Origin of the sequence: Streptomyces sp. NBC_00536, from assembly GCF_036346295.1 — a bacterium.
In the GTDB taxonomy this organism is placed as follows: domain Bacteria; phylum Actinomycetota; class Actinomycetes; order Streptomycetales; family Streptomycetaceae; genus Streptomyces.
On sequence record NZ_CP107819.1, the window covers coordinates 6,067,810 to 6,092,087 of the forward strand.

Sequence of the window (24,278 nt, forward strand, 5' to 3'; positions counted from 1 at the left end):
CACCCCTTCGGGTGGGGCCGAACGCGTCGCCGACGCGCCGCCCGGGCCCGGGCGGCGGGCGCTGGTATGCGGTGGGGATGCGCCTCACCACCTCCCGCCTGCGTGCCGCCCTGCTCGCCGCAGCCTCCCTCACCCTCGTCGCCGCCGTACTGCCCCCGCCGCAGCCCCTCGGCATCGGCGACCGGCTCTTCCCGGAGCTGGGCAACCCGGGGTACGACGTGCGCTCGTACGACCTGTCCCTCACCTACAAGGACAACCGCACCCCGCTCGACGCGGTCACCGTCATCGACGCCCGCACCCTGACGGCGCTGGACCGGGTCAACCTGGACTTCGCCCGCGGCAAGGTCCTGTCCGCCGAGGTCAACGGCAGGCCCGCGCCGTTCGCGAGCGCGGGGGAGGACCTCGTACTGACCCCCCAGCGCCCGCTCGGAGCCGACGAGCCGCTGCACATCACCATCCACCACACCAGTGACCCGCGCGGCGGCGGGGACGGCGGCTGGGTCACCACCGCGGACGGACTGGCCATGGCCAACCAGGCGGACGCCGCCCACCGGGTCTTCCCCTGCAACGACCACCCCGCCGACAAGGCCTTCTTCACCTTCCGGATCACTGCCCCGAACGGCACGACCGCGGTCGCCAACGGGCTGCCGGTCCTCCCGGCGCTCCCGGCCGCCCGCTCCGCCGGGGCGACCACCTGGACGTACCGCACCGTGCACCCCATGGCCACCGAGCTGGCCCAGGTCTCGCTCGGAGCCTCCACCGTGATCCACCGCGAGGGCCCGCGCGGGATGGAGCTGCGCGATGTCGTCCCGACCGCGGACCGGGCCCGGCTGGAGCCCTGGCTGAAGAAGACCCCGGCCCAGATCGAGTGGATGGAGAAGCGGATCGGCCGCTACCCCTTCGAGACGTACGGGGTGCTGATCGCGCACGCCAGCACCGGCTTCGAGCTGGAGACCCAGACCCTCTCGCTCTTCGAACGCGGGGTCTTCACCGACCCCGCCTACCCCGAGTGGTACGTCGACTCGATCATGGTCCACGAACTGGCCCACCAGTGGTTCGGCGACAGCGTCACCCCGCGCACCTGGTCCGACCTGTGGCTCAACGAAGGACACGCCACCTGGTACGAGGCCCTGTACGCCGACGGGCTCGGCCAATACACACTGGAACGCCGCATGCGCGAGGCCTACCAGCGCTCCGACCAGTGGCGGGCGGCCGGCGGTCCCCCGGCCGAGCCCAAGGCGGCGGCGCCCGGCGAGAAGATCGGCCTGTTCCGGCCGGTGGTCTACGACGGCGCCGCCCTGGTCCTCTACGCCCTGCGCCAGAAGATCGGCACGCCCGCCTTCGAGCAGCTGGAGCGCCGGTGGGTGGGCGAGCACGCCGACCAGGTGGTGGGCACGGAGGACTTCGTACGCCTGGCCTCGGAGGTGGCCGGGGAAGACCTGAGCGCCTTCCTGCGGCCGTGGCTGTACGGGAAGACCACCCCGCCGATGCCCGGACACCCGGAGTGGAGCGCGCCGAAGACCACCTGACCGTATCGGGAGGCCGACCGTACCCGGGAGAAAAGGGTGTGACGGCCGGGGAACGGGCATGTCACCATCGACAGGTCGGCGACGCGGCCGCAGGGCCGGGCCCCCGTGGGGAATCTCCGGCCGGTGTGACACGTTGTACGTAGGCGCCGCACACCCCTCCGGGCAGCGGCGCGGGAACCATCCGAAAACGACGTAAGGATCCAATGACCTCCTCTTCTTCCCCTTCCCAGGACGCGCAGGACTCGCCCGAGGCGAAGGACGCGCAGAGCTTCACCGAGAGCCTTCGGGCCGATGCCCTGATGGAAGAGGACGTCGCCTGGAGCCACAAGATCGACGGTGAGCGCGACGGCGAGCAGTTCGAGCGCTCCGAGCGCGCCGCGCTGCGCCGCGTCGTCGGCCTCTCCACCGAACTCGAAGACGTCACCGAAGTCGAGTACCGCCAGCTCCGCCTGGAGCGCGTGGTCCTCGTCGGCGTCTGGACCACCGGCACCGTGCAGGACGCGGACAACTCCCTCGCGGAGCTGGCCGCACTCGCGGAGACGGCGGGCGCCCTCGTCCTCGACGGCGTGATCCAGCGCCGTGACAAGCCCGACCCGGCCACCTTCATCGGTTCCGGCAAGGCGCGCGAGCTGCGCGACATCGTCACCGAGACCGGTGCCGACACCGTCGTCTGCGACGGCGAGCTCAGCCCGGGCCAGCTCATCGCCCTCGAAGACGTCGTCAAGGTCAAGGTGGTCGACCGGACCGCGCTGATCCTCGACATCTTCGCCCAGCACGCCAAGTCCCGAGAGGGCAAGGCGCAGGTCGCGCTCGCGCAGATGCAGTACATGCTGCCGCGACTGCGCGGTTGGGGTGCCTCGCTCTCCCGGCAGATGGGTGGCGGCGGCGGTGGCGGCATGGCCACGCGTGGTCCCGGTGAAACCAAGATCGAGACCGACCGGCGCCGGATCCGCGAGAAGATGGCGAAGATGCGCCGCGAGATCGCGGACATGAAGACCGGCCGTGACATCAAGCGGCAGGAACGGCGCCGCAACAAGGTGCCCTCGGTCGCCATCGCCGGTTACACCAACGCGGGCAAGTCCTCGCTGCTCAACCGCCTCACGGGCGCGGGCGTCCTGGTGGAGAACTCGCTGTTCGCCACCCTCGACCCGACCGTGCGCCGGGCCGAGACGCCCAGCGGCCGGATCTACACCCTGGCCGACACCGTCGGCTTCGTCCGGCACCTGCCCCACCACCTCGTCGAGGCGTTCCGCTCCACGATGGAGGAGGTCGGCGACTCCGACCTCATCCTGCACATCGTGGACGGCTCGCACCCGGCGCCGGAGGAGCAGCTGGCGGCGGTGCGCGAGGTCATCCGCGAGGTCGGCGCGGTCAATGTGCCCGAGATCGTGGTCATCAACAAGGCGGACGCCGCGGACCCGCTGGTCCTGCAGCGACTGCTGCGCATCGAGCGGCACTCCATCGCCGTCTCGGCCCGTACGGGCCTGGGCATCGAGGAGCTGCTCGCGCTCATCGACAGCGAACTGCCCCGGCCCGAGGTCGAGGTGGAAGCGCTGGTGCCGTACACCCGCGGCGGTCTGGTCGCCCGGGCGCACGCCGAAGGCGAGGTCATCTCCGAGGAGCACACCCCGGAGGGCACCCTGCTGAAGGCGCGGGTCCACCAGGAACTGGCGGCGGACCTGGCTCCGTACGTCCCCGCGAAGCACTGAGTGGATAGCGGATAGCGCCGGAGCACCGGTGGCGCCGGAAACAGGGAGGGCCCCCGCGATCGCGGGGGCCCTCCCTGTTTTCCGGCTTCCAGCCGCTCCTACTTCTTGAACTTGCCGCTCACCGCGTCATAGACGCCCTTCGCCTCGGGACCCAGCCGCGGACCGGCCAGCCAGCCCGCCTTGACCGGGCCGATGGAGGTGTTGGAGACCAGCGCGCGCTTGCCGTCGCCGCCGATGGCGACCCAGCCGCCACCCGAGGAACCGCCGGTCATGGTGCAGCCGATGCGGTACATCACCGGCGCGGACGCGTCCAGCGAGAGCCGGCCCGGCTTGTCGGTGCACTGGTAGGCCTTCTGGCCGTCGAACGGGGCCGCCGCCGGGAAACCGGTCGCCGTGATGCCCGCGACCTTCCCCACGGCCGGGGCGTTGAAGTCCACCGGGAGGGCCGAACCGACCGTCTCCTCCAGTGACTTGCCGCCGCCCGCCTCCGGGGTCACGTGCAGCACCGCGAAGTCGTACGGGGCGCCCGCGCCACCGGTCGGACCGCCCTGGGCGATCCACTGGTCCGAGGTCTGTGCCCAGTCGCTCCACCAGACGCCGTACGGCGCCACCTGGTCCCGGCTCGCGCCCTTGAGCTGGGCCGCGGACTTGCCGGAGTTGTTGTAGGAGGGCACGAAGGCGATGTTGCGGTACCAGCCGCCGCTCTTGCCCGCGTGCACGCAATGGCCCGCCGTCCAGACCATGTTGGACTTGCCGGGGTGCGCCGGGTCCTTGACCACGGTCGCCGAGCAGACCATGGAGCCCTCGGGTCCGTCGAAGAAGACCTTGCCGGCCTCCGGGACGCTCTGGTGGAAGGGCGGAGCGGCCGCCTTCGCGGTCACGGGGTCGGGCGTCGGGTCGGTGACGCCCTGGTCCTTGCCGAGGTCCGGGTCGGTGACCGGGCGGTCCGGCGGGACGTCGGCGTCACGCATCCGGTCCGGGTCCCACAGGCCTGCGATGATCGGGTTGATGTAGTCGCCCGCCTCGCGGAGCCACTGGTCCTTCTTCCAGTTCTTCCACTCGCCCCCCTTCCACTTGTCCATGTCGAAGCCGTGCTGCTTGAGCTTGTCCTTCAGCTCGTCCGGGATCTTGATGGTGTCGGATCCGGACGGGAGGCTCGCCGCAGCGGTCGGCTTGGCGTCGCTGCCCGCCTCACCGTTGCCGGGTCCGCAGGCCGAGGCGGTCAGCGCGAGCGCGGCCGCGCACAGTACGGCGGTGACCGGTCGGTTCGGTCGTCGCATGTCGTGAATCCCCCTGGATGGGTCGAGGCGTGGAGTGCAGCCCCCCACTATGCCGATGCCCTGGGGGACGACGCCGGGCGGGGCGGCGGTTGCGGCCCGGACGGCCCCTCTCCGCAAGGATCTTGGCGCCCGCCCGTGATCCGCCGCCGTCATCGTCGTTGGTACGTACGGGGGATGGGGAAGCGGCGTTCGTGTTCGAGACGCAATCCGGAAGAGCACCTGAGCAACAGGGCACCTGCGCACGGGAGCACGTGACAGGGCGATCCAAGTGGGAGGACCGACACCCGTGGCCTTGACCGAGCCGGCCGCGACGGCGGCACGGACCGCCCCCGCGCCGTCCGCCCCTGCCCCGTCCACACCTGTCCCGCCCGCCCCCGCCCCCGCCCCCGCGCCCACGCCCGCCTCCGCCCCCGCGCTCGCGGAATCCCTGCCGCTCGTGCCCGCACAGGGCGGGCGCTCGGTTCCCGCGGCTCCCTCCGTGCCGCCGGGGGGCGGCACGGTCGGCGGAACCGAGGGCATCCTGCGCAGGCAGTCGCTCCGGGAGTCGGCCGCCCGGACCTACGCCCGGGCGCTGCCCATCGTGCCCGTCCGGGCCCGCGGGATGACCATCGAGGGCGCCGACGGCCGCCGCTACCTCGACTGCCTGTCCGGCGCCGGAACCCTGGCCCTGGGACACAACCACCCCGTGGTGCTGGAGGCGATCCGCAAGGTCATCGACTCCGGGGCCCCGCTGCACGTCCTCGACCTGGCCACACCGGTCAAGGACGCCTTCACCACGGAGCTGTTCGCGAACCTGCCGCCCGGCCTGGCGGCGAACGCGCGCGTCCAGTTCTGCGGACCGGCCGGTACGGACGCGGTCGAGGCGGCCCTCAAACTCGTCCGCACCGCCACCGGCCGGAGCGGGCTGCTCGCCTTTACCGGCGCCTATCACGGCATGACGGCCGGAGCCCTGGCCGCCTCCGGCGGGGCCCGGGACGTCGAGGTGACCCGGCTGCCCTACCCCCGCGACTACGACTGCCCGTTCGGCGTCGGCGGGCCGGAGGGCGCCCGGCTCGGGGCCCGCTGGACCGAGAGCCTCCTGGACGACCCCAAGAGCGGGGTCCCCCAGCCCGCCGGGATGATCCTCGAACCGGTCCAGGGCGAGGGCGGGGTCATCCCGGCCCCGGACGGCTGGCTGCGCCGGATGCGCGAGATCACCGCGGCCCGCGGCATCCCGCTGATCGCCGACGAGGTGCAGACCGGTGTCGGGCGCACCGGTGCCTTCTGGGGCGTCGACCACGCCGGGGTGGTCCCGGACGTGATGGTGCTGTCCAAGGCGATCGGTGGCAGCCTGCCGCTCGCCGTGATCGTGTACCGGGCCGAACTGGACGTCTGGGAGCCGGGCGCCCACGCCGGTACGTTCCGCGGCAACCAGCTCGCCATGGCCGCGGGCACCGCCACCCTCGCGCACGTCCGCCGCAACGGCCTGGCGGCGCGTGCGGCCGAGGTGGGCGACCGGATGCTCACCGCCCTGCGCGCGCTGGCCGCCGAGCACCCCTGCATCGGCGACGTCCGCGGCCGCGGCCTGATGCTGGGCGTCGAACTCGTCGACCCCGAGGCGGGTGAGGTGGGCCAGGCGGGTGACGCGCCTGACGGCACGGCCGGGTCCGGAGCGGAGGGTGGGGCCCCGCACCTCGCCGCCGCCGTGCGCCAGGAGTGCCTGGACCGCGGCCTCATCGTGGAGCTGGGCGGGCGCCACTCCAGCGTCGTACGGCTGCTGCCCCCGCTCACGATCACCGACGAGCAGGCCGCGGCCGTCCTGGACCGCCTCGCCGACGCCCTCACCGCGGCGGAACGCACCCGGCACTCCTGAGCCCCGCGCCGACGCGACCCCGTGCCGCCCCGACCCCGCGCCGCCGAACTCCGAACTCCGAACTCCGAACCGAGCCTCCGCCGAACTCCGAACCGAGCCTCCGCAAGGAACCCCCGTGACCTCCACCCCCGATCCCCTGCCGCACCAGCCCCAGGACCCGGCCGAGCACACCCCGCCCTCGGCCCCGGCCCCGGCTCCGGAGGCGGTGTCACCGCAGGCCGCGGTGGCACCCCCGGCCACCGTCCCCCGGCAGAAGGACGGCACCCCCAGACCCGCCCCGGCCCCCACCGCCCCGGGAGCGGCCGGGGTCGGCGCGGGCCTGGCCGGACCCGATCCGCTGGCCCTGCCCGACCTGCTGGACCACCCCGACCCGGCGGTCGCGGCCGAGGCGGCGGCCGTGGAGAACCTGCTGCGGTGCTGGGTCCGCGAGAGCGGGCTCGGCCGCCCCGACGGCCCCCGCGGCACCTTGCTGCGCATCCCCCTTCCCGCCTCCGGCACGGCCCTGCTCGTCGCGGTCCGGCACTGGTCCCCGGCCGGCTGGCACCGCTTCGCCCCCGCCCGCCTCGAAGGCGCCCCCGCCACGGCCCCCGCCCTGGACGCGGTCACCCTCGCCGGACTCATCGCCCGCGAGGGTGGCGGGCGCGGCGGCGCCGACCTGGTCGGCCGGGTCGCCGACTCCGTGCGCCGCACGGCCGAATTCATCGCCGACCGGCGCCTGCGTCCCGCGGCCCCCGCCCCTGTCGGCGGCGACCTCTTCCTCACCGCCGAGCAGTCCCTGCTCCTCGGTCACCCCCTCCACCCCACCCCGAAGAGCCGCGAGGGCCTCTCCGAGGCGGAACTCCGCCAGTACTCACCCGAGCTCCACGGCTCCTTCCCCCTGCACTGGACCGCGGTGGACCCCTCCGTCCTCGCCACCGACTCGGCCTGGACCGAACGCGGCCGTCTCGTCCCCGCCGAACGGCTGCTCGGCAGGCTCGCCCCCGGACTCCGCATCCCCGACGGCACCACCCCCCTTCCCCTGCACCCCTGGCAGGCCCGCGACCTCTTCCAGCGCCCCGCCGTCGCCGCCCTCCTCGACGCGGGGCTCCTGCACGACCTCGGGCCGCACGGCGACCCCTGGTTCCCGACCTCCTCCATCCGCACCGTCCACCGCCCCGGCGCCACAGCGATGATCAAACTGTCGCTCGGCCTGCGCATCACCAACTCCCGCCGGGAGAACCTCCGCAAGGAACTCCACCGGGGCGTCGAGGTGCACCGGCTGCTGCGCTCCGGCCTGGTCGAGGAGTGGCAGGCGGTCCACCCCGGCTTCGACATCGTGCGCGACCCCGCCTGGGTCGCCGTCGACGCTCCGGACGGCACTCCCGTCCCCGGCCTCGACGCCCTGCTGCGCCACAACCCCTTCCGTCCGGGAGACGACGCCGTCTGCGTCGCCGCGCTCACCTCCCCCCGGCCGCGGCCCGGCCGCACCACGATGCGCTCGCGCCTGGCCGACCTGGTCGCCACGCTCTCCCTCGCCACCGGCCGCTCCGCACCCGCCGTCGCCGCGGAGTGGTTCCTGCGCTACCTCGACCACGTCGTCCTGCCGGTGCTCGCCCTCGACGCCCTCGCGGGCATCGCCCTCGAAGCGCACCAGCAGAACACCCTGGTCCTGCTCGACCCCGCGGGCTGGCCCATCGGCGGCCGCTACCGCGACAACCAGGGCTACTACTTCCGTGACTCCCACCGCACGGAACTGGAGCACCGGCTGCCCGGAATCGGCAGCGCCAGCGACACCTTCGTCCCCGACGCCGTCACCGACGAACGCTTCGCCTACTACCTGGCCATCAACAACGTGTTCGGCCTCATCGGGGCCTTCGGCTCCCAGCGGCTCGCCGACGAGTGCGTCCTGCTCGCCGCCTTCCGCCGCTTCCTCGGCAAGGCCGCCGCCCTCGGACCGCTTCCCGCACAGCTGCTCGACTCACCCACCTTGCGGTGCAAGGCGAATCTGCTCACCCGCCTCGGCGGCCTCGACGAACTCGTCGGCCCCGTCGACACCCAGTCCGTCTACGTCACCATCGCCAACCCCCTTCACGACTGACGCGGAGAAGAGCCACATGCCCTCCCTCGACGTCGGCTCCGCCGCCGACGACACGCTCGAACTGCGCTTCCCCGCCGAGCTGCTGCCGCTGCTCGCCGAGGCCGACCTCCTGGAGTCACCGGCCGCCTGGGGCGCCGCCGCCACCCCGTTCGGTGCCTTCCGGCTGGAGCCCGTACGCCTCGAACGCGACCTGGATCTCCTCACCCGGTGGATGAACGACCCGGAAGTGGCCGCCTTCTGGGACCTCGCCGGTCCCGTCTCCAGGACCGCGGCCCATCTGTGCGAGCAGCTCGACGGGGACGGCCGCAGCATTCCCTGCCTGGGCGTTCTCAACGGCACCCCGATGAGCTACTGGGAGATCTACCGGGCCGACCTCGACCCGCTCGCGCGCCACTATCCGGCGCGCCCCCACGACACCGGTATCCACCTGCTCATCGGAGACGGAACGAACCGCGGCAGGGGCCTCGGTACCGCCCTGCTCCGGGCCGTCGCCGACCTGGTGCTCGACAACCGTCCCCGCTGCACGCGCGTCATCGCCGAACCGGACATGCGCAACACCCCCTCCGTATCAGCCTTTCTCAACTCCGGTTTCCGCTGCTCCGCGGAAATCGACCTCCCCGAGAAGCGCGCCGCCCTGATGATCCGTGAGAGGGCCCTGCGCAATCTCCTCTGACCAGAGAAACTCTGCGTCACGCAGCTAAGTTCCCGATCCCGAGGAGTCTCGTGCCGAATTTTTCCGCTGCCCCCGACTCCGCCGACGCAGCGCTGCCGTCATCGCCCCAGGACCCCCGCACCCCACCCGAGCTGACCCCGTCGACCTGGGACGCGGCCGCCCGCCGGCTCCTGGCCAAGATGCTCGGCGAGTTCGCCTACGAGGAGATCGTCCGGCCCGTCCCGGCCCCGGCCGCCGACGGCGACGCCTGGACGCTCACCCTCGACGACGGCAGCTCCCTCGGCTTCCGGGCCCGCCGCCGCGCCTACGGGAGCTGGCAGGTCGACCCGGCCACCGTCACCCTCACCGCGCCGCCGCCCTCGACCGCGTCCGCCACCGCCTTCGGGGACCCGTACCGCTTCCTCGTCCTCGCCCGGAACCTCCTCGGGCTCGACGGAACCACCCTCGGCCACCTCGTCCGCGAACTGAGCGCGACCCTCTCCGCCGACGCGCGCATCGAGCACACCGCGCTCACCGCCGACCTGCTCGCCGACCTCGATTACGCGGCGCTCGAAGGCCACCAGAGCGGCCACCCCTGGCTGGTCCTCAACAAGGGCCGCCTCGGTTTCTCGGCCGCCGACACGGCCGCCTGGGCCCCCGAGGCCCGGACCCGCCAGCGGCTGCCCTGGCTCGCCGCCCACACCTCGCTCGCGACCTACCGCGGCACCGCCGGTCTGGAGGACCCCGCCCGGCTCTACTCCACCGAGCTGGACCCCGTCACCCGCGCCGCCTTCGACCGGACGCTGCGCGACCGCGGCCTCGACCCGTGCGGCTACCTCTACCTCCCGGTCCACCCCTGGCAGTGGGACGAGATCGTGCTCCCCCTCTTCGCCCCCGCCCTGGCCTCGGGCGCCCTGGTCCCGCTGCCCGCCGACCTGGACGTGCGCCTCCCGCAGCAGTCGATCCGCACCTTCCTGAACCTCACCCGCCCCGACCGGCACACCGTCAAGCTCCCGCTGGCCGTCTTCAACACCATGGTCTGGCGCGGCCTGCCCACCGACCTCACCCTCGCCGCGCCCGCCGTCACGGCCTGGGTCCACTCCCTGCGCGACGCCGACCCCTTCCTGCGCGACGAATGCCGGGTCGTCCTGCTCGGCGAGGTCGCCTCCGTCGCCGTGCGGCATCCGGTGTACGACGAGCTGCCCGAGGTGCCCTACCAGTACCGCGAGCTGCTCGGCGCGATCTGGCGCGAGCCGCTGACCGGCCTCCTCGCCCCCGGGGAGCGGGCCCGTACGCTCGCCTCGCTGCTGCACACCGACCCGCGCGGCCGGTCCTTCACCGCCGAGCTGGTCGCCCGGTCCGGCCTGACGGCGACGGACTGGCTGCGGCACCTGTTCGCCGCCCTCCTGCCGCCGCTGCTCCGCTTCCTCTACCGCTACGGCACCGTGTTCTCGCCCCACGGCGAGAACACGATCGTGATCTTCGACGAGCGCGACGTGCCGGTCCGGCTCGCGGTCAAGGACTTCGTCGACGACATCAACGTCAGCCGGGACCCGCTGCCCGACCACGCGGGCATGCCCGACGAGGTCCGCGCGGTGCTGCTCACCGAGCCCGCGGACTTCCTGCCCCAGTTCATCCACTCGGGATTGTTCATCGGGGTCTTCCGCTACCTCTCGGCGATCTGCGAGGACCGGCTCGGCGTACCGGAACGCGATTTCTGGTCGCTCGTACGGGCGGAAATCCTCCGGCACCAGGCCCGCTTCCCCGAGCTGAAGGAGCGCTACGAACTGTTCGACCTGCTCACCGAGCGGATCGACCGGCTCTGCCTGAACCGGAACAGGCTGCACGAGGACGGCTACCGGGACCGCCCGAACCGCCCGCACGCCGTCGTCCACGGCACCGTGCCCAACCCCCTGTACCCGTCGTGACCACTCGCCGGTGCGGTCACTGTCGGTGGGGCCCCGTAGGGTTGGCAGTGCTATGACGAAGCCCTCTCTCACCGACCTGCTGCACGCCGCCGTCACCGCCGTCGGCGGCACGGAGCGTCCCGGCCAGGTGGCCATGGCCGAAGCCGTCGCCGAAGCGATCGACGACAGCTCCCACCGGCTCATCCAGGCCGGCACCGGCACCGGCAAGTCCCTCGGCTATCTGGTGCCCGCCCTCGCCCACGGCGAGCGCGTGGTCGTGGCCACGGCCACGCTCGCGCTCCAGCGCCAGCTCGTGGAGCGCGACCTGCCGCGCACGGTCGAGGCGCTGCATCCGCAGCTGCGCCGACGGCCGCAGTTCGCCATGCTCAAGGGGCGCTCCAACTACCTCTGCCTGCACCGCCTCCACGAAGGCGCGCCGCAGGACGAGGAGGAGGGCCTCTTCGACCAGTTCGAAGCGGCCGCCCCCACGAGCAAGCTCGGCCAGGACCTGCTGCGGCTGCGGGACTGGGCCGACGAGACGGAGACCGGTGACAGGGACGATCTGACCCCCGGTGTCTCCGACAAGGCCTGGGCCCAGATCTCCGTCTCCTCGCGCGAGTGCCTGGGCGCGACGAAGTGCGCCTACGGCGCCGAGTGCTTCGCCGAGGCCGCCCGCGAGCGTGCCAAGCTCGCCGATGTCGTGGTCACCAACCACGCGCTCCTCGCCATCGACGCCATCGAGGGCGCGCCGGTGCTCCCGCCGCACGAGGTGCTGATCGTCGACGAGGCCCACGAGCTGGTCTCGCGCGTCACCGGGGTCGCCACCGGCGAACTCACCCCCGGCCAGGTCAACCGTGCGGTGAAGCGGTCGGCGAAACTGGTCAACGAGAAGATCGCGGACTCCCTCCAGACCGCCGCCGAGACCTTCGAGCGGGTGATGGAGCTGGCCCTGCCCGGCCGGCTGGAGACGATCCCGGAGGACCTCGGATACGCACTGCTCGCCCTGCGCGACGCCTCGCGCAATGTGATCTCGGCGATCGGCGGCACCCGCGACAAGTCCGTCCACGACGAGGACGCGGTCCGCAAGCAGGCCCTCGCCGCGGTGGAGAGCATCCACGGCGTGGCGGAGCGGATCACCCTCGGCTCCGAGTACGACGTGGTCTGGTACGAACGCCACGACCGGTTCGGCGCCACCCTGCGGGTCGCCCCGCTCTCGGTGTCCGGGCTGCTGCGCGAGAAGCTCTTCGAGGACCGCTCCGTGGTCCTGACCTCCGCGACCCTCAAGCTCGGCGGGGACTTCAACGGCGTCGCGGCCTCGATGGGACTGTCCCCCGAGGGGGTCGAGGGGGAGGACGTACCGGTCTGGAAGGGCCTGGACGTCGGCTCGCCGTTCGATTACCCGAAGCAGGGCATCCTCTACGTCGCCAAGCACCTGGCCACCCCCGGCCGCGAGGGCACCCGCGGGGACATGATCGACGAGCTGGCCGAACTGATCGAGGCGGCGGGCGGCCGTACCCTCGGCCTGTTCTCGTCCATGCGCGGAGCCAAGGCCGCCGCCGAGGAGCTGCGCGGACGGCTCGACAACCCGATCCTGCTGCAGGGCGAGGAGACGCTGGGCGAACTGATCAAGGCGTTCGCCGCCGATCCGAAGACCTGCCTGTTCGGAACGCTCTCGCTCTGGCAGGGCGTGGACGTCCCCGGCCCCAGCTGCCAGCTGGTGGTCATGGACCGGATCCCGTTCCCGCGCCCGGACGACCCGCTGATGAGCGCCCGGCAGAAGTCGGTCGAGGAGCGGGGCGGGAACGGCTTCATGGCGGTCGCCGCGACCCACGCGGCGCTGCTCATGGCGCAGGGCGCGGGTCGGCTGGTACGCGCCTCCGGCGACCGGGGCGTCGTCGCGGTACTGGACCCCCGCCTCGCCACCGCCCGCTACGGGAGCTTCGTCCGGGCCACGCTGCCGGACTTCTGGTACACCACGGACCGCAACCAGGTCCGCCGCTCGCTGGCCGCGATCGACGCGACTGCGAAGGCTGACGGGAAGTAGTTCTCGGGAGCACGGGCAGCAACAAAGCAGCCCCGGGACACGGCGCAGTGAGTCCCGGGGCCGGATGGTGGCGGCGGCTGTTCAGAGCCGCCGCAGGACCGCGACCACCTTGCCGAGGATCGTCGCCTCGTCGCCCGGGATCGGCTGGTACGCGGAGTTGTGCGGGAGCAGCCAGACATGGCCGTCCTCGCGCTTGAAGCGCTTGACCGTGGCCTCGCCGTCGAGCATCGCGGCGACGATGTCGCCGTTCTCCGCGACGGGCTGGCGGCGGACCGTGACCCAGTCGCCGTCACAGATGGCGGCCTCGATCATGGAGTCGCCGACGACCTTGAGGACGAACAGCTCACCGTCGCCGACGAGCTGCCGGGGGAGGGGGAACACGTCCTCGACCGACTCCTCGGCGAGGATCGGGCCGCCTGCCGCGATCCGGCCGACCAGGGGAACGTAGGAGGCGGCGGGCTTGCCGGTGGTGTCCGTGGGCTGCGAGCTGGGCTGGTCGGACCCGCGCACCTCGTACGCCCGGGGCCGGTGCGGGTCACGGCGCAGGAAGCCCTTGCGTTCGAGGGCCATCAGCTGGTGGGCGACCGACGAGGTGCTGGACAGGCCGACCGCCTGGCCGATCTCCCGCATCGACGGCGGGTAGCCGCGGCGCTGCACCGAGTCGCGGATGACCTCGATGACCCTCCGCTGCCGGTCCGTGAGTCCGGAGCTGTCGGCGCGGATGCCTGGAGGTCGCCCTGGCAGGGAGCGTGCGGGGCGGGCGGGCTCCGCCTCCGGGTTCAGGCTTGAGTCATTCATTGCATGCACCGGCTCGAGTCGGCTCTGGGAGCGGTTCTGGGCAGTGATGGTGGCACTGTCTGCGGTGGTGGTCACGTCGGCCCCTCTCGAAATGTTCTCCCTAGCTGGACAACGGTAGTTGCTTTCGAAAGGTTGCGCCAAACACACGTTCGAGTGAAAAATCGCAGATCGCTCATCGTGGCCAGGTGGAGGGGTGTATAGACGAGCGGGCAGCCGAACGTGGGTTCGGTCCGACATCTTCCGCTTACGGTACCCTTGACGGTTGGATCGCCCCGTCCGGGTTCGCGCCCAGTGTGGCACCCGAAGCCCCTGGATCCGGCCATCGAGGGCCGCGACACGCGGAGCGCCGTAAATCCTCCACAACCCAAGATCTAGTGGTTGGATGTGTGAAGTCACCCAGAGGTTGTGGTCCCCGGTCTGCCGGTTGCCCCGACATCGCCTATGCTGGTGGCTGCTTCCCGAGTCCCTGACAGAGCCCTGTCTCTGTCGCCAGCTGCCGCTGCCGGGCTTTTTTCGGGAGGTCATTCAGTCGTGCCGAGAAGGAGGGTTGGGAGCTTTGCACTGCCCCTTCTGCAGGCACCCCGACAGCCGCGTCGTCGACAGCCGCACCACGGACGACGGGACGTCGATCCGCAGGCGCCGTCAGTGCCCGGACTGCTCTCGCCGTTTCACCACGGTCGAGACCGCGTCACTGATGGTGATCAAGCGGAGCGGGGTGACCGAGCCCTTCAGCCGTACCAAGGTCATCTCGGGCGTCCGCAAGGCGTGCCAGGGACGACCGGTCACCGAGGACGCCCTCGCCAAGCTCGGCCAGCGGGTCGAGGAGGCGCTGCGCGCCACCGGAAGCGCCGAGCTGACCACCCACGACGTGGGTCTGGCGATACTCGGCCCGTTGCAGGAGCTGGACCTGGTCGCGTACCTCCGGTTCGCGTCCGTGTACAAAGCGTTCGACTCGCTCGAAGACTTCGAGACCGCCATCGCGGAACTCCGTGACCGGCGGTCTCACACCCAGGAGTGCGAGCCCGGTGGGACCCCCGCGGTCCCCGTGCCCGCCTCCGCCGCCGACTGACCGGTCGGCCGCCGCAGGGCGGCCGGGATCAGCCAGGCCACGTACGTAGATCACAGGACAACACCGTGCCACGGAATATCGATGGCACTTTAGGGCGTTTTTGCCCGCATATGGGAGGAAGCGGCATGACAGAGACGGCGAGCGGCTCGGCACGGGGTTCCCGCACCAAGGGGACCAAGAACGCCAAGAGCGGCCTGCGTATCGAGCGCATCCACACCACCCCGGGCGTGCACCCGTACGACGAGGTGAGCTGGGAGCGTCGCGACGTCGTCATGACCAACTGGCGCGACGGCTCGGTCAATTTCGAGCAGCGTGGCGTCGAGTTCCCCGAGTTCTGGTCGGTGAACGCGGTCAACATCGTCACCAGCAAGTACTTCCGCGGGGCCGTCGGCACCCCGCAGCGCGAGACCGGTCTCAAGCAGCTGATCGACCGGATCGTGAAGACCTACACGAAGGCCGGCGAGGACTTCGACTACTTCTCTTCGCCCGCCGACGCCGAGATCTTCGAGCACGAGCTGACCTACGCGCTCCTGCACCAGATCTTCAGCTTCAACTCGCCGGTGTGGTTCAACGTCGGCACGCCCCAGCCGCAGCAGGTCTCCGCCTGCTTCATCCTGGCCGTCGACGACTCCATGGAGTCGATCCTCGACTGGTACAAGGAAGAGGGCATGATCTTCAAGGGCGGCTCCGGCGCCGGCCTGAACCTCTCCCGCATCCGCTCCTCCAAGGAGCTGCTCTCCTCCGGCGGCAACGCCTCCGGCCCGGTCTCCTTCATGCGCGGCGCCGACGCGTCCGCCGGAACGATCAAGTCGGGCGGCGCCACCCGCCGCGCGGCCAAGATGGTCGTCCTGGACGTGGACCACCCGGACGTCGAGGACTTCATCGCGACCAAGGTGAAGGAAGAGGAGAAGATCCGCGCCCTGCGCGACGCGGGCTTCGACATGGACCTGGGCGGCGACGACATCACGTCCGTCCAGTACCAGAACGCCAACAACTCCGTCCGTGTGAACGACGAGTTCATGACGGCCGTCGAGAACGGCACCAAGTTCGGCCTGCGCGCCCGCATGACCGGTGAGGTCATCGAGGAGGTCGACGCCAAGCAGCTGTTCCGCAAGCTGGCCGAAGCCGCCTGGGCCTGCGCCGACCCGGGCATCCAGTACGACGGTGTGATCAACAACTGGCACACCTGCCCCGAGTCCGGCCGCATCACCGCGTCGAACCCGTGCAGCGAGTACATGCACCTGGACAACACGTCCTGCAACCTCGCCTCGCTCAACCTGATGAAGTTCCTGAACGACGACGGCAAGGGCAACCAGTCCTTCGACGCCGAGCGCTTCGCCAAGGTCGTCGAGCTGGTCATCACGGCGATGGACATCTCCATCTGCTTCGCGGACTTCCCGACGCAGAAGATCGGCGAGAACACCCGCGCGTTCCGCCAGCTGGGCATCGGCTACGCCAACCTCGGCGCCCTGCTGATGGCCACCGGCCACGCGTACGACTCGAACGGCGGCCGCACCCTCGCCGCCTCGATCACCTCGCTGATGACCGGCACGGCGTACAAGCGCTCCGCCGAGCTGGCCGCGATCGTCGGCCCGTACGACGGTTACGCCCGCAACGCCGAGTCGCACAAGCGCGTCATGAAGCAGCACGCCGACGCCAACGCCGTCGCGCCGCGCACCGACGACCTGGACAACACCATCTGGGCCGCGGCCACCGAGGCCTGGCAGGACGTCCTGCGCCTCGGCGAGAAGAACGGCTTCCGCAACGCGCAGGCCTCCGTGCTCGCGCCGACCGGCACCATCGGTCTCGCGATGTCCTGTGACACCACGGGCGTCGAGCCGGACCTGGCCCTGGTCAAGTTCAAGAAGCTCGTCGGCGGCGGCTCGATGCAGATCGTCAACGGCACCGTCCCGCAGGCCCTGCGCCGCCTGGGTTACCAGGAGGAGCAGATCGAGGCGATCGTCGCCCACATCGCCGAACACGGCGTGGTCGTCGACGCCCCGGGCCTCAAGTCCGAGCACTACTCGGTCTTCGACTGCGCGATGGGCGAGCGTTCCATCTCCGCGATGGGCCACGTGCGCATGATGGCCGCCATCCAGCCCTGGATCTCCGGCGCGATCTCCAAGACGGTCAACATGCCGGAGACGGCGACCGTCGAAGAGATCGAGGAGATCTACTTCGAGGCCTGGAAGCTCGGCGTCAAGGCGCTCGCGATCTACCGCGACAACTGCAAGGTCGGCCAGCCCCTCTCCGCGAAGAAGAAGGAAGAGGAGAAGGCCGAGGTCACCGAGAAGGCCGAGGAGACCATCCGCACGGCGGTCGAGAAGGTCATCGAGTACCGCCCGGTCCGCAAGCGTCTGCCCAAGGGCCGCCCGGGCATCACCACCTCCTTCACGGTCGGTGGCGCCGAGGGGTACATGACGGCGAACTCCTACCCGGACGACGGTCTGGGCGAGGTCTTCCTGAAGATGTCCAAGCAGGGTTCGACCCTCGCGGGCATGATGGACGCCTTCTCGATCGCGGTCTCGGTCGGTCTGCAGTACGGCGTCCCGCTGGAGACGTACGTCGCGAAGTTCACGAACATGCGCTTCGAGCCGGCCGGCATGACGGACGACCCGGACGTGCGGATGGCGCAGTCGATCGTCGACTACATCTTCCGCCGCGTGGCGCTCGACTTCCTGCCCTTCGAGACCCGCTCCGCCCTCGGCATCCACTCCGCCGAAGAGCGTCAGCGTCACCTCGACACCGGTTCGTACGAGCCGCTCGACGAAGAGCTGGACACGGAGTCCCTGACTCCGGCGGCCCCGCTCACGGTCGTCCCGGCCGCGCCGAAGCCGGTCGCGGTCGCGGCGGTGCCCGCTCCCAAGCAGGCGCACTCGAACGCGGAACTGGTGGAGATGCAGCTCGGCGTGAGCGCCGACGCACCGCTGTGCTTCTCCTGCGGTACGAAGATGCAGCGCGCCGGCTCCTGCTACATCTGCGAGGGCTGCGGCTCGACCAGCGGTTGCAGCTGACTCCCAGCAGCTCCCGGTATCACGGGCGCCCACCGGGCGTGAACGGCGCCCACCGGGCGTGAACCCACTGAGCCGTCGCATTCGATGCGACGGCTCAGTGGGTTTTCAGGACTCCCGCGCGCCCCGGACCCGGGCCCGCTCGATCTCGTTGATGTGGGTCTCCGTCCACTGGCGCAGTGCCGTGATCGGCTCGGCGAGGCTGCGGCCGAGCTCCGTCAGGTCGTATTCGACCCGTGGCGGAATGGTGGGGTACACGGTGCGGGTGAGGAAGCCGTCGGCTTCGAGGCCGCGCAGGGTCTGCGTGAGCATCTTCTGTGACACGCCCTCGATGCGGCGGCTCAAGTCGGTGTACCTCAGGGTGCCTTCGATGAGGGCGTCCACGACCAGGATGGTCCACTTGCCCGAGATGTGGTCGAGGACCTGCCGCGTCGGGCACTTCGCGGAATAGACGTCGGCCGGCAGCCCGGAAGATTCCACCGTGGTCTTCATGCGGGGAGAGTAACGCACAAAATAGTGCCTTCTTCCTGTGGGAGAGTCACTCTCCGATAGTGAGTGACATGACGAGTCACACGATGTCCGTCGCGGACGCGATCCGCGCCCGCCGCACCGTCCGCCACTACCTGCCCGACCCGGTCCCGGAAGCCGCGCTCGACGCGCTGCTCGGTCTCGCCGTCGAGGCACCCACCAGTTGGAACCTGCAGGACCGCTCGATCGTCGTGGTGTCCGCAGACGAGGGCCGGGCCGGGCTGGCCTGGGCCACCGGAGGCCAGCCCCAGCCGCAAGAGGCCCCGGTCGTCCTGGTCTTCGTCGCCGAGACCCAGTCCTGGCGCGATGATCACAGCGACGTCTACGAGCAGGCGCGGAGCGGCGGAGCGTGGAACGAGGAGTTCATCGCGATGTTCTCCGCCGCGTCGCAGGCCTTCCAGGAGGACCTCGACCAGCGGGGTCTGCTCCGGGAGTACGCGGTCAAGGACGCCATGATCGCGGCCTCGTTCGTGATGCTCGCCGCCACGGAGATGGGCCTGGCGACATCGCCCATGAACGGCTGGGACGAGGCGAAGGTGAAGAAGGTGATCGGGATCGGTGACCGCGACGACCTGGCCATCGCCCTGCTGGTGTCGGTCGGCTACCCGGCCGAGGAGCGGCGCCATCCGGGCCGTCGCGCCCGGGACCGCGTCGTCCACCGCGAGTCGTACGGGGCCCGCGCGGCGGAGAATGCGAGGTGAACCGGGGTTACCGGGAGGTACGTTTATCGGTTTCCCGGGAAACGATCACCGGTTAGGCTCCACCGGCGCACAACGGGTGCGAACGCCGAGGTGGGGGACATGGTCGACGAGAACGCCGGATCCGAGAAGGGCATGAGCGCGGGGGCCCAGGTGGTCGCCGCCGTGGTGACGGTGGGGGGTCTGTTCGCCGCGCTGTGGGGCCTGGGGGTGGGTTCCGGCAGCGCGGCGAACGCGGACAAGCCAGCCACCTGTTCGGCGTCGCACAGCGCGCCGCCGAGCTCCCAGGACGTCACCGGGGATCAGATGTGCGCGGCGCTGAACCGGCCCGACCTGGCGACGCTGCTCGGCGTACCGGGCGAGCACGCGGTGACCGCCTGGGGCAGCGACGGCGTCGTGGAACGCCCCGACGGCACCAAGAAGGCCACCCCCGGGGCCGAGGTCCAGCTGAAGACCCACCACGTGAAGCTCTCGTCGTCCTACGACAAGTTCCCGGTCGGCCAGCTGGCCGACCTGCTGGGCAGCACGGCGCAGAAGCAGACGGTGCTCGGACACGCGGCGGTCTTCTCCTCGGACCGGACCATCGCCCTCACCTTCAACCTGGGCGGCGGCAAGGGCAGCTCGGCCCCCGGCGTCATGGCCCGCAGCCTGCTGATCGCCAAGGACGCGAAGGACAGCGGCGGCTCCTTCGAACTCGTCGTCTGGCGCCAGGACGGCCTGCTGCCCGACGACGCGGCGTTGATCCGCGTCGCCGAACAGGTGCTCCCGACCGTCCCGGGCTGGAGCGCCACCTGACGCGGCGGGGCCGCTGATCTCAGTGACCTCAGTGGGGGATCCGGAGTGACGGCCGCGTGACGATCTCCTCGCGATACTCCTCGATGGCGAGACTCACCTGCCGGATCAGGTGGGTGTTCTCGATCAGGTCCAGGTAGTGGCAGTGACGCGCGACTCCCGGCAGGTCGAAGGCGAAGTACAGCGACATCAGCGGATTGATGAACAGCTCGCTGCCGCGGGTGCGATCGGTGAACCGCACGTCACCGAACGCGCCGCGGACCGCCGCCGCGATCGATCCGTTGACGATGCTCGGGCGCTCCGGCGTGTGTGCCTGGGCGTAGGCGACGGCATCGAGGAACATCGCCCCCTCGCGCGTCGCGCGGGAGAGGGAGAAGGCGCCGAGGTAGGCGCCCGCGCGCTCCAGCGCTGCGATGTTCTCCAGCACGAGCGCGTGGCTCACCCCGTGGTAGGTGTCCACCCCGAAGCCGGCCGAAACCACGAGCCGTTCCGGTACGTCGTCCAGCCCGGCCAGCGCCGCCACGCTGGCCAGGTCCTCCTCCGGGGTGCCCAGGCCCGCTTCGTCACCCCGCATGAGGATGTCCGTACCGCCGTCGACCAGGACCACCGCGTCGATGGCGTGGTGATCGATCAGGGCCCGGTAGGCGGCGCGCAGGGGCTGGACGCCGAGCAGCGGGAAGGCGTACACGGTGCTCGGCAGGCCGTGCAGCTTGAGCCAGCCGGCGAGGACGCGCTCCGGGAAGTAGCTCTGGTGCGGGGCCGAGCCGGGAGTGACCGCGGCGACGTCCGGGGCGAGCCAGTCCTCGACCGGAAGACCGCCCAGGGAACTGAAGGAGAGGTTGGCGAGGTGCACCTCCTTTCCCTGCTCGCGCAGCGACAGGGCGAGCGGGATCCCCGCGAATATGTCGAAGCCGCCGCCCGCGCCGGCCACCAGTACGCGTTCTGCTGATGCGAGGCGGGCGAAGAGCGGGTTGGTGTGGAGGAAGCTCATGGCGATCATTGTGCGGGGCGCACCGGATGGGCGCCTTCGGTTAAAAGGGAGCGGGGGAGTCATGTGGAGCGGTGACGAGCTGGATCTGGACGCCTATCTGGAACGGATCGGACACACCGGGGAACTCGCCCCGGACCTGGACACGTTGTACGCGGTACACCGGGCGCACACCGCCGCCATACCCTTCGAGAGCCTCGACGTCCTGCTCGGCCGCCCCATCGCGCTCGACGTCAAGAGCATCGAGGACAAGCTCGTGCGCAGCCGCCGCGGCGGGTACTGCTACGAGCAGAACACGCTGCTCGCCGCCGCCTTGGAGCGGATCGGCTTCACCGTCGCCGGGCGCGGCGCCCGCAACCGGACCCGCGGTGATGTGCTGCTGCCGGTCACCCATGCCGTCCTCGTGGTCACCGTGGACGGTGAACCCTGGCTGTGCGACGCGGGTTTCGGGCACCAGGGGCCGCGCGAGCCCGTCCCGCTCGGTCGGCCGGGCGCCGAGGTGGTCCAAGGGGAATGGACGTACGCCGTCCGCGAGGAGGCCGACGGCCTGCTCGTACTGACCTTCCTGCGCGAGGGCGCCTGGCGGGACCTGTACGCCTTCGGCCCGCAGCCCGCCCACCCCGTCGACTACGTGCTGATGAACCACTACAGCTCCACGCACCCCCGGTCCGCGTTCATCGGGCAGCTCGTCGCGCACCGGCCCGCGGTGCCCGGAGCCGCCCACCGGCTCTCGTTCGTCCGCGACGAACTCACCCGGCTCCACCCCGACGGACGGACCGAGCGGCGCCGGATCGCACCCGACGAGCTGACCGGGATCCTCGACCGGGAGTTCGGGATCCGGCTGTCCGAGCGGGACGCGGATGAACTGGTGCGGATGTACCGGGCCGAGTACTGACCCGGGCCGCGCTGGGCACCGTACGATGGCGCGGTGCTGGTCAAGTGGATTCGCTGCACGGTGACGGACCGACGCGGGTTCGAACGGGGGCAGCGGAAATGGGCGGGGCTGCCGGGTGAACCGGGATTCCGGGGGCAGGGCGGCGGCTGGAGCCGGGGCCGGCAAGGAGTCGCGCATGTCTTCGCGTTCTGGGAGAGCCGTTCGTTCTACGACTCCTTCATGGCGCGTTCGTACGACCGGCTGGCCGCGGCCCAGCACGGCACGTACACCAACCCCCGGGTCACCCTCTTCGACCACCGCTTCGACGTGAAGACCGGGTTCGAACCGCGCTTCACCGACGCCGACGTGGTGCGCGTGGCGCACTGCCGGGTCCGCGAGGGCCGGACGGACCACTTCGCGCTCATGCAGGAGAAGGTGTGGAATCCGGCCATGGCGGGCTCGCCGGGGATGCTGCGCGGGCTCTTCGGAGAGGCCCCCGGCCGGGAGTTCCTGGTGCTGTCCATGTGGCACGCGGCGGCCGAGCACGGCAAGTACCGTCAGGAACGGGTCGAGCGGCTCTCCCTGCGCGCGCAGACCGAGGCCGACGTCGAGGCGCTGACCGGCGACGTCGTCGACCTGGAACCCTCCTGGACGGTCTGAGCGCGCGGCCGCGAGCGGTGTGACCGTAGGAATGTCGCCTTGACCACACGCGTGATCGGCGCGCTCCGGTCGTCCGGTGGCGATGGCCGGATTAGGGTCGTGGGATGGCACGACCGCGGCGCATCGTCCTCGTCCGGCACGGGGAATCGGAGGGCAATGCCGACGACTCGGTGTACGAGCGAGAGCCGGACCACGCCCTGCGGATGACCCGTACCGGGCACGAGCAGGCCGCCGCCACGGGCGAGCGGCTGCGGGCCCTCTTCGGCGACGAGCCGGTCAGCGCCTACCTCTCCCCGTACCGGCGCACCCTGCAGACCTTCCGTGATCTGAAGCTGGACCCGTCGCGGGTGCGGGTGCGGGAGGAACCGCGGCTGCGCGAGCAGGACTGGGGCAACTGGCAGGACCGCGACGACGTCCGGCTCCAGAAGGCCTACCGGGACGCGTACGGGCACTTCTTCTACCGCTTCGCGCAGGGCGAGTCGGGGGCCGACGTCTACGACCGGGTCGGGTCCTTCCTGGAGAGCCTCTACCGCAGCTTCGAGGCCCCCGACCACCCGCCGAACGTACTGCTGGTGACCCACGGGCTGACGATGCGGCTGTTCTGCATGCGCTGGTTCCACTGGTCCGTGGCCGAGTTCGAATGCCTGTCGAACCCCCCGAACGGTGACTTCCGGGTACTGCGGCTGGGGGACGACGACCGCTATCGGATGGACCGCCCATTTGAACGGTGGACCACGCCCGAGCCCTACGACCTGGACGGCTAGAGTGACCCGCGATGACCCCTGAACCCACTTCCGACCGGCGCTACGCACGCGCCTTGGCCAGCCTGCGCGGGCTGGCCCTGGGGGACGCGCTGGGCTCCCAGTTCTTCGTCCCCGCCAACTACCCGCTGCTCAAGCGGCGCGAGCTGCCGCCCGGGCCCTGGCAGTGGACCGACGACACCGAGATGGCCTGCTCGGTCGCCGCCGTCCTCGCCGACCACGGGCGGATCGACCAGGACGCGCTGGCCGGCTCCTTCGCGGATCACCACGACTTCGACCGCGGCTACGGGCCCGCCGTCAACCGCATGCTGCGGCTCGTGCGCGAGGGCCAGGACTGGCGCGAGCTGTCCTCGGCCCTGTTCAACGGGCAGGGCTCGTGGGGCAACGGCGCCGCGATGCGCATCGCCCCGCTCGGCGCCTGGTACGCCGACGACCCGGAGCAGGCCACCCACCAGGCGGAGATCTCCGCCTACACAACGCACCAGCACCGCGAGGCCGTGTGCGGGGCGATGGCGGTGGCCGCCGCGGCCGCGCTGGCGGCGGCGCCGGCCGGACCGCCGACGCCCGGAGACCTGCTGGACGGGGTGATCGCACTGGTGCCCCGCAGCGCGGTCGGCGCCGGAGTGCGCCGTGCGCGGGACATGCTGGACTACGCCGACGCCACCACCGTGGCGGCGGTACTGGGCTGCGGACGGCGCACCAGCGCCCACGACACGGTGCCCTTCGCCCTGTGGTCGGCCGCGCGCTCGCTGCACGACTACGAGCAGGCCTTCTGGACGACCGCGCAGGTCGGCGGGGACGTCGACACGACCTGCGCCATCGTCGGCGGGGTGCTGGGCGCGCGCGGTGACCAGGTGCTGCCGACGGCCTGGCTGGCACAGACGGAGGCCCTGCCCGCGTGGCTGCCGGAGGCCGCGGCGCGTTAGCCGGTGGCCCCGCGTGGACGGGCCCGTGGATTGTCACGGTCCTGCCACAGGCGACTTCCCGATCGGTCGAACGCGCAAGTCAGGAACCTACTCTGACCGCTTCGCCGCCCCACTGCCGGGTGA

At 71.3% G+C, this 24,278-nt stretch carries 19 protein-coding genes; 15 read left to right on the forward strand and 4 right to left on the reverse strand.

Annotation, left to right across the window (positions count from 1 at the left end):
- Nucleotides 1–77 precede the first annotated feature (77 nt).
- Nucleotides 78–1,529: a M1 family metallopeptidase gene (locus OHS33_RS27075; protein WP_330333003.1), complete on the forward strand. Its 1,452-nt coding sequence runs from the start codon at nt 78–80 to the stop codon at nt 1,527–1,529.
- 203 nt (nt 1,530–1,732) lie between these two features.
- Entirely contained in the window at nt 1,733–3,238 is a 1,506-nt protein-coding gene (gene hflX / locus OHS33_RS27080) for a GTPase HflX (RefSeq protein ID WP_330333004.1), read from the forward strand.
- A 98-nt stretch (nt 3,239–3,336) separates the two neighbouring features.
- Here hflX and OHS33_RS27085 read toward each other — a convergent pair whose 3' ends face one another.
- Nucleotides 3,337–4,518: a trypsin-like serine peptidase gene (locus OHS33_RS27085; protein ID WP_330333005.1), complete on the reverse strand. Its 1,182-nt coding sequence runs from the start codon at nt 4,516–4,518 to the stop codon at nt 3,337–3,339.
- Nucleotides 4,519–4,996: 478 nt separating this feature from the next.
- Here OHS33_RS27085 and OHS33_RS27090 point away from each other — a divergent pair, with 478 nt between their 5' ends.
- The 5 genes from OHS33_RS27090 to OHS33_RS27110 all read left to right on the forward strand — a co-directional run bounded on the left by OHS33_RS27090 (nt 4,997) and on the right by OHS33_RS27110 (nt 13,050).
- A complete protein-coding gene (locus tag OHS33_RS27090) occupies nt 4,997–6,370 on the forward strand; it encodes a diaminobutyrate--2-oxoglutarate transaminase family protein (protein WP_330335227.1) in 1,374 nt (457 codons plus the stop codon).
- 115 nt (nt 6,371–6,485) lie between these two features.
- On the forward strand, nt 6,486–8,447 hold the full coding sequence (locus OHS33_RS27095; RefSeq protein WP_330333006.1) for an IucA/IucC family protein: 1,962 nt from the start codon (nt 6,486–6,488) through the stop codon (nt 8,445–8,447).
- 16 nt (nt 8,448–8,463) lie between these two features.
- The gene (locus OHS33_RS27100) at nt 8,464–9,120 is read left to right on the forward strand and encodes a GNAT family N-acetyltransferase (protein WP_330333007.1); all 657 of its coding nucleotides are present in this window, start codon (nt 8,464–8,466) and stop codon (nt 9,118–9,120) included.
- 50 nt (nt 9,121–9,170) lie between these two features.
- On the forward strand, nt 9,171–11,027 hold the full coding sequence (locus tag OHS33_RS27105) for an IucA/IucC family protein (RefSeq protein WP_443065360.1): 1,857 nt from the start codon (nt 9,171–9,173) through the stop codon (nt 11,025–11,027).
- A 52-nt stretch (nt 11,028–11,079) separates the two neighbouring features.
- Nucleotides 11,080–13,050: an ATP-dependent DNA helicase gene (locus OHS33_RS27110; protein ID WP_330333008.1), complete on the forward strand. Its 1,971-nt coding sequence runs from the start codon at nt 11,080–11,082 to the stop codon at nt 13,048–13,050.
- A gap of 81 nt (nt 13,051–13,131) precedes the next feature.
- On the opposite strand, the gene lexA is transcribed toward OHS33_RS27110, so the two are convergent.
- Nucleotides 13,132–13,923 carry a transcriptional repressor LexA gene (gene lexA / locus OHS33_RS27115; protein WP_330333009.1) on the reverse strand — a complete coding sequence of 264 codons (792 nt, stop codon included), beginning with the start codon at nt 13,921–13,923 and terminating at the stop codon, nt 13,132–13,134.
- Between the two features lie 481 nt (nt 13,924–14,404).
- Here lexA and nrdR point away from each other — a divergent pair, with 481 nt between their 5' ends.
- Together nrdR and OHS33_RS27125 are read left to right on the forward strand one after the other, a co-directional pair.
- The gene (nrdR, locus tag OHS33_RS27120; protein ID WP_330333010.1) at nt 14,405–14,917 is read left to right on the forward strand and encodes a transcriptional regulator NrdR; all 513 of its coding nucleotides are present in this window, start codon (nt 14,405–14,407) and stop codon (nt 14,915–14,917) included.
- Between the two features lie 125 nt (nt 14,918–15,042).
- Nucleotides 15,043–17,931 carry a vitamin B12-dependent ribonucleotide reductase gene (locus OHS33_RS27125; RefSeq protein WP_330333011.1) on the forward strand — a complete coding sequence of 963 codons (2,889 nt, stop codon included), beginning with the start codon at nt 15,043–15,045 and terminating at the stop codon, nt 17,929–17,931.
- 105 nt (nt 17,932–18,036) lie between these two features.
- Here the strand turns inward: OHS33_RS27125 and OHS33_RS27130 are convergent, their stop codons facing one another.
- Nucleotides 18,037–18,420, reverse strand: a complete 384-nt coding sequence (locus tag OHS33_RS27130) for a winged helix-turn-helix transcriptional regulator (RefSeq protein WP_330333012.1) — start codon at nt 18,418–18,420, stop codon at nt 18,037–18,039.
- A 68-nt stretch (nt 18,421–18,488) separates the two neighbouring features.
- On the opposite strand from OHS33_RS27130, the gene OHS33_RS27135 reads away from it, so the two are divergent.
- Nucleotides 18,489–19,157, forward strand: coding sequence for a nitroreductase family protein (locus OHS33_RS27135; protein ID WP_330333013.1), 669 nt, complete (start codon nt 18,489–18,491; stop codon nt 19,155–19,157).
- A 99-nt stretch (nt 19,158–19,256) separates the two neighbouring features.
- Entirely contained in the window at nt 19,257–19,949 is a 693-nt protein-coding gene (locus tag OHS33_RS27140; RefSeq protein WP_330333014.1) for a DUF6215 domain-containing protein, read from the forward strand.
- A gap of 28 nt (nt 19,950–19,977) precedes the next feature.
- Here OHS33_RS27140 and OHS33_RS27145 read toward each other — a convergent pair whose 3' ends face one another.
- The gene (locus tag OHS33_RS27145) at nt 19,978–20,937 is read right to left on the reverse strand and encodes a DUF1152 domain-containing protein (RefSeq protein ID WP_330333015.1); all 960 of its coding nucleotides are present in this window, start codon (nt 20,935–20,937) and stop codon (nt 19,978–19,980) included.
- Nucleotides 20,938–20,998: 61 nt separating this feature from the next.
- Between OHS33_RS27145 and OHS33_RS27150 the strand changes: the two genes are divergently transcribed.
- The 4 genes from OHS33_RS27150 to OHS33_RS27165 all read left to right on the forward strand — a co-directional run bounded on the left by OHS33_RS27150 (nt 20,999) and on the right by OHS33_RS27165 (nt 24,155).
- Nucleotides 20,999–21,829, forward strand: a complete 831-nt coding sequence (locus tag OHS33_RS27150; protein WP_330333016.1) for an arylamine N-acetyltransferase family protein — start codon at nt 20,999–21,001, stop codon at nt 21,827–21,829.
- 33 nt (nt 21,830–21,862) lie between these two features.
- Entirely contained in the window at nt 21,863–22,468 is a 606-nt protein-coding gene (locus tag OHS33_RS27155) for a YdbC family protein (RefSeq protein ID WP_330333017.1), read from the forward strand.
- Nucleotides 22,469–22,572: 104 nt separating this feature from the next.
- A complete protein-coding gene (locus OHS33_RS27160; RefSeq protein WP_330333018.1) occupies nt 22,573–23,232 on the forward strand; it encodes a histidine phosphatase family protein in 660 nt (219 codons plus the stop codon).
- 11 nt (nt 23,233–23,243) lie between these two features.
- Nucleotides 23,244–24,155, forward strand: a complete 912-nt coding sequence (locus OHS33_RS27165; RefSeq protein ID WP_330333019.1) for an ADP-ribosylglycohydrolase family protein — start codon at nt 23,244–23,246, stop codon at nt 24,153–24,155.
- Nucleotides 24,156–24,278 lie beyond the last annotated feature (123 nt).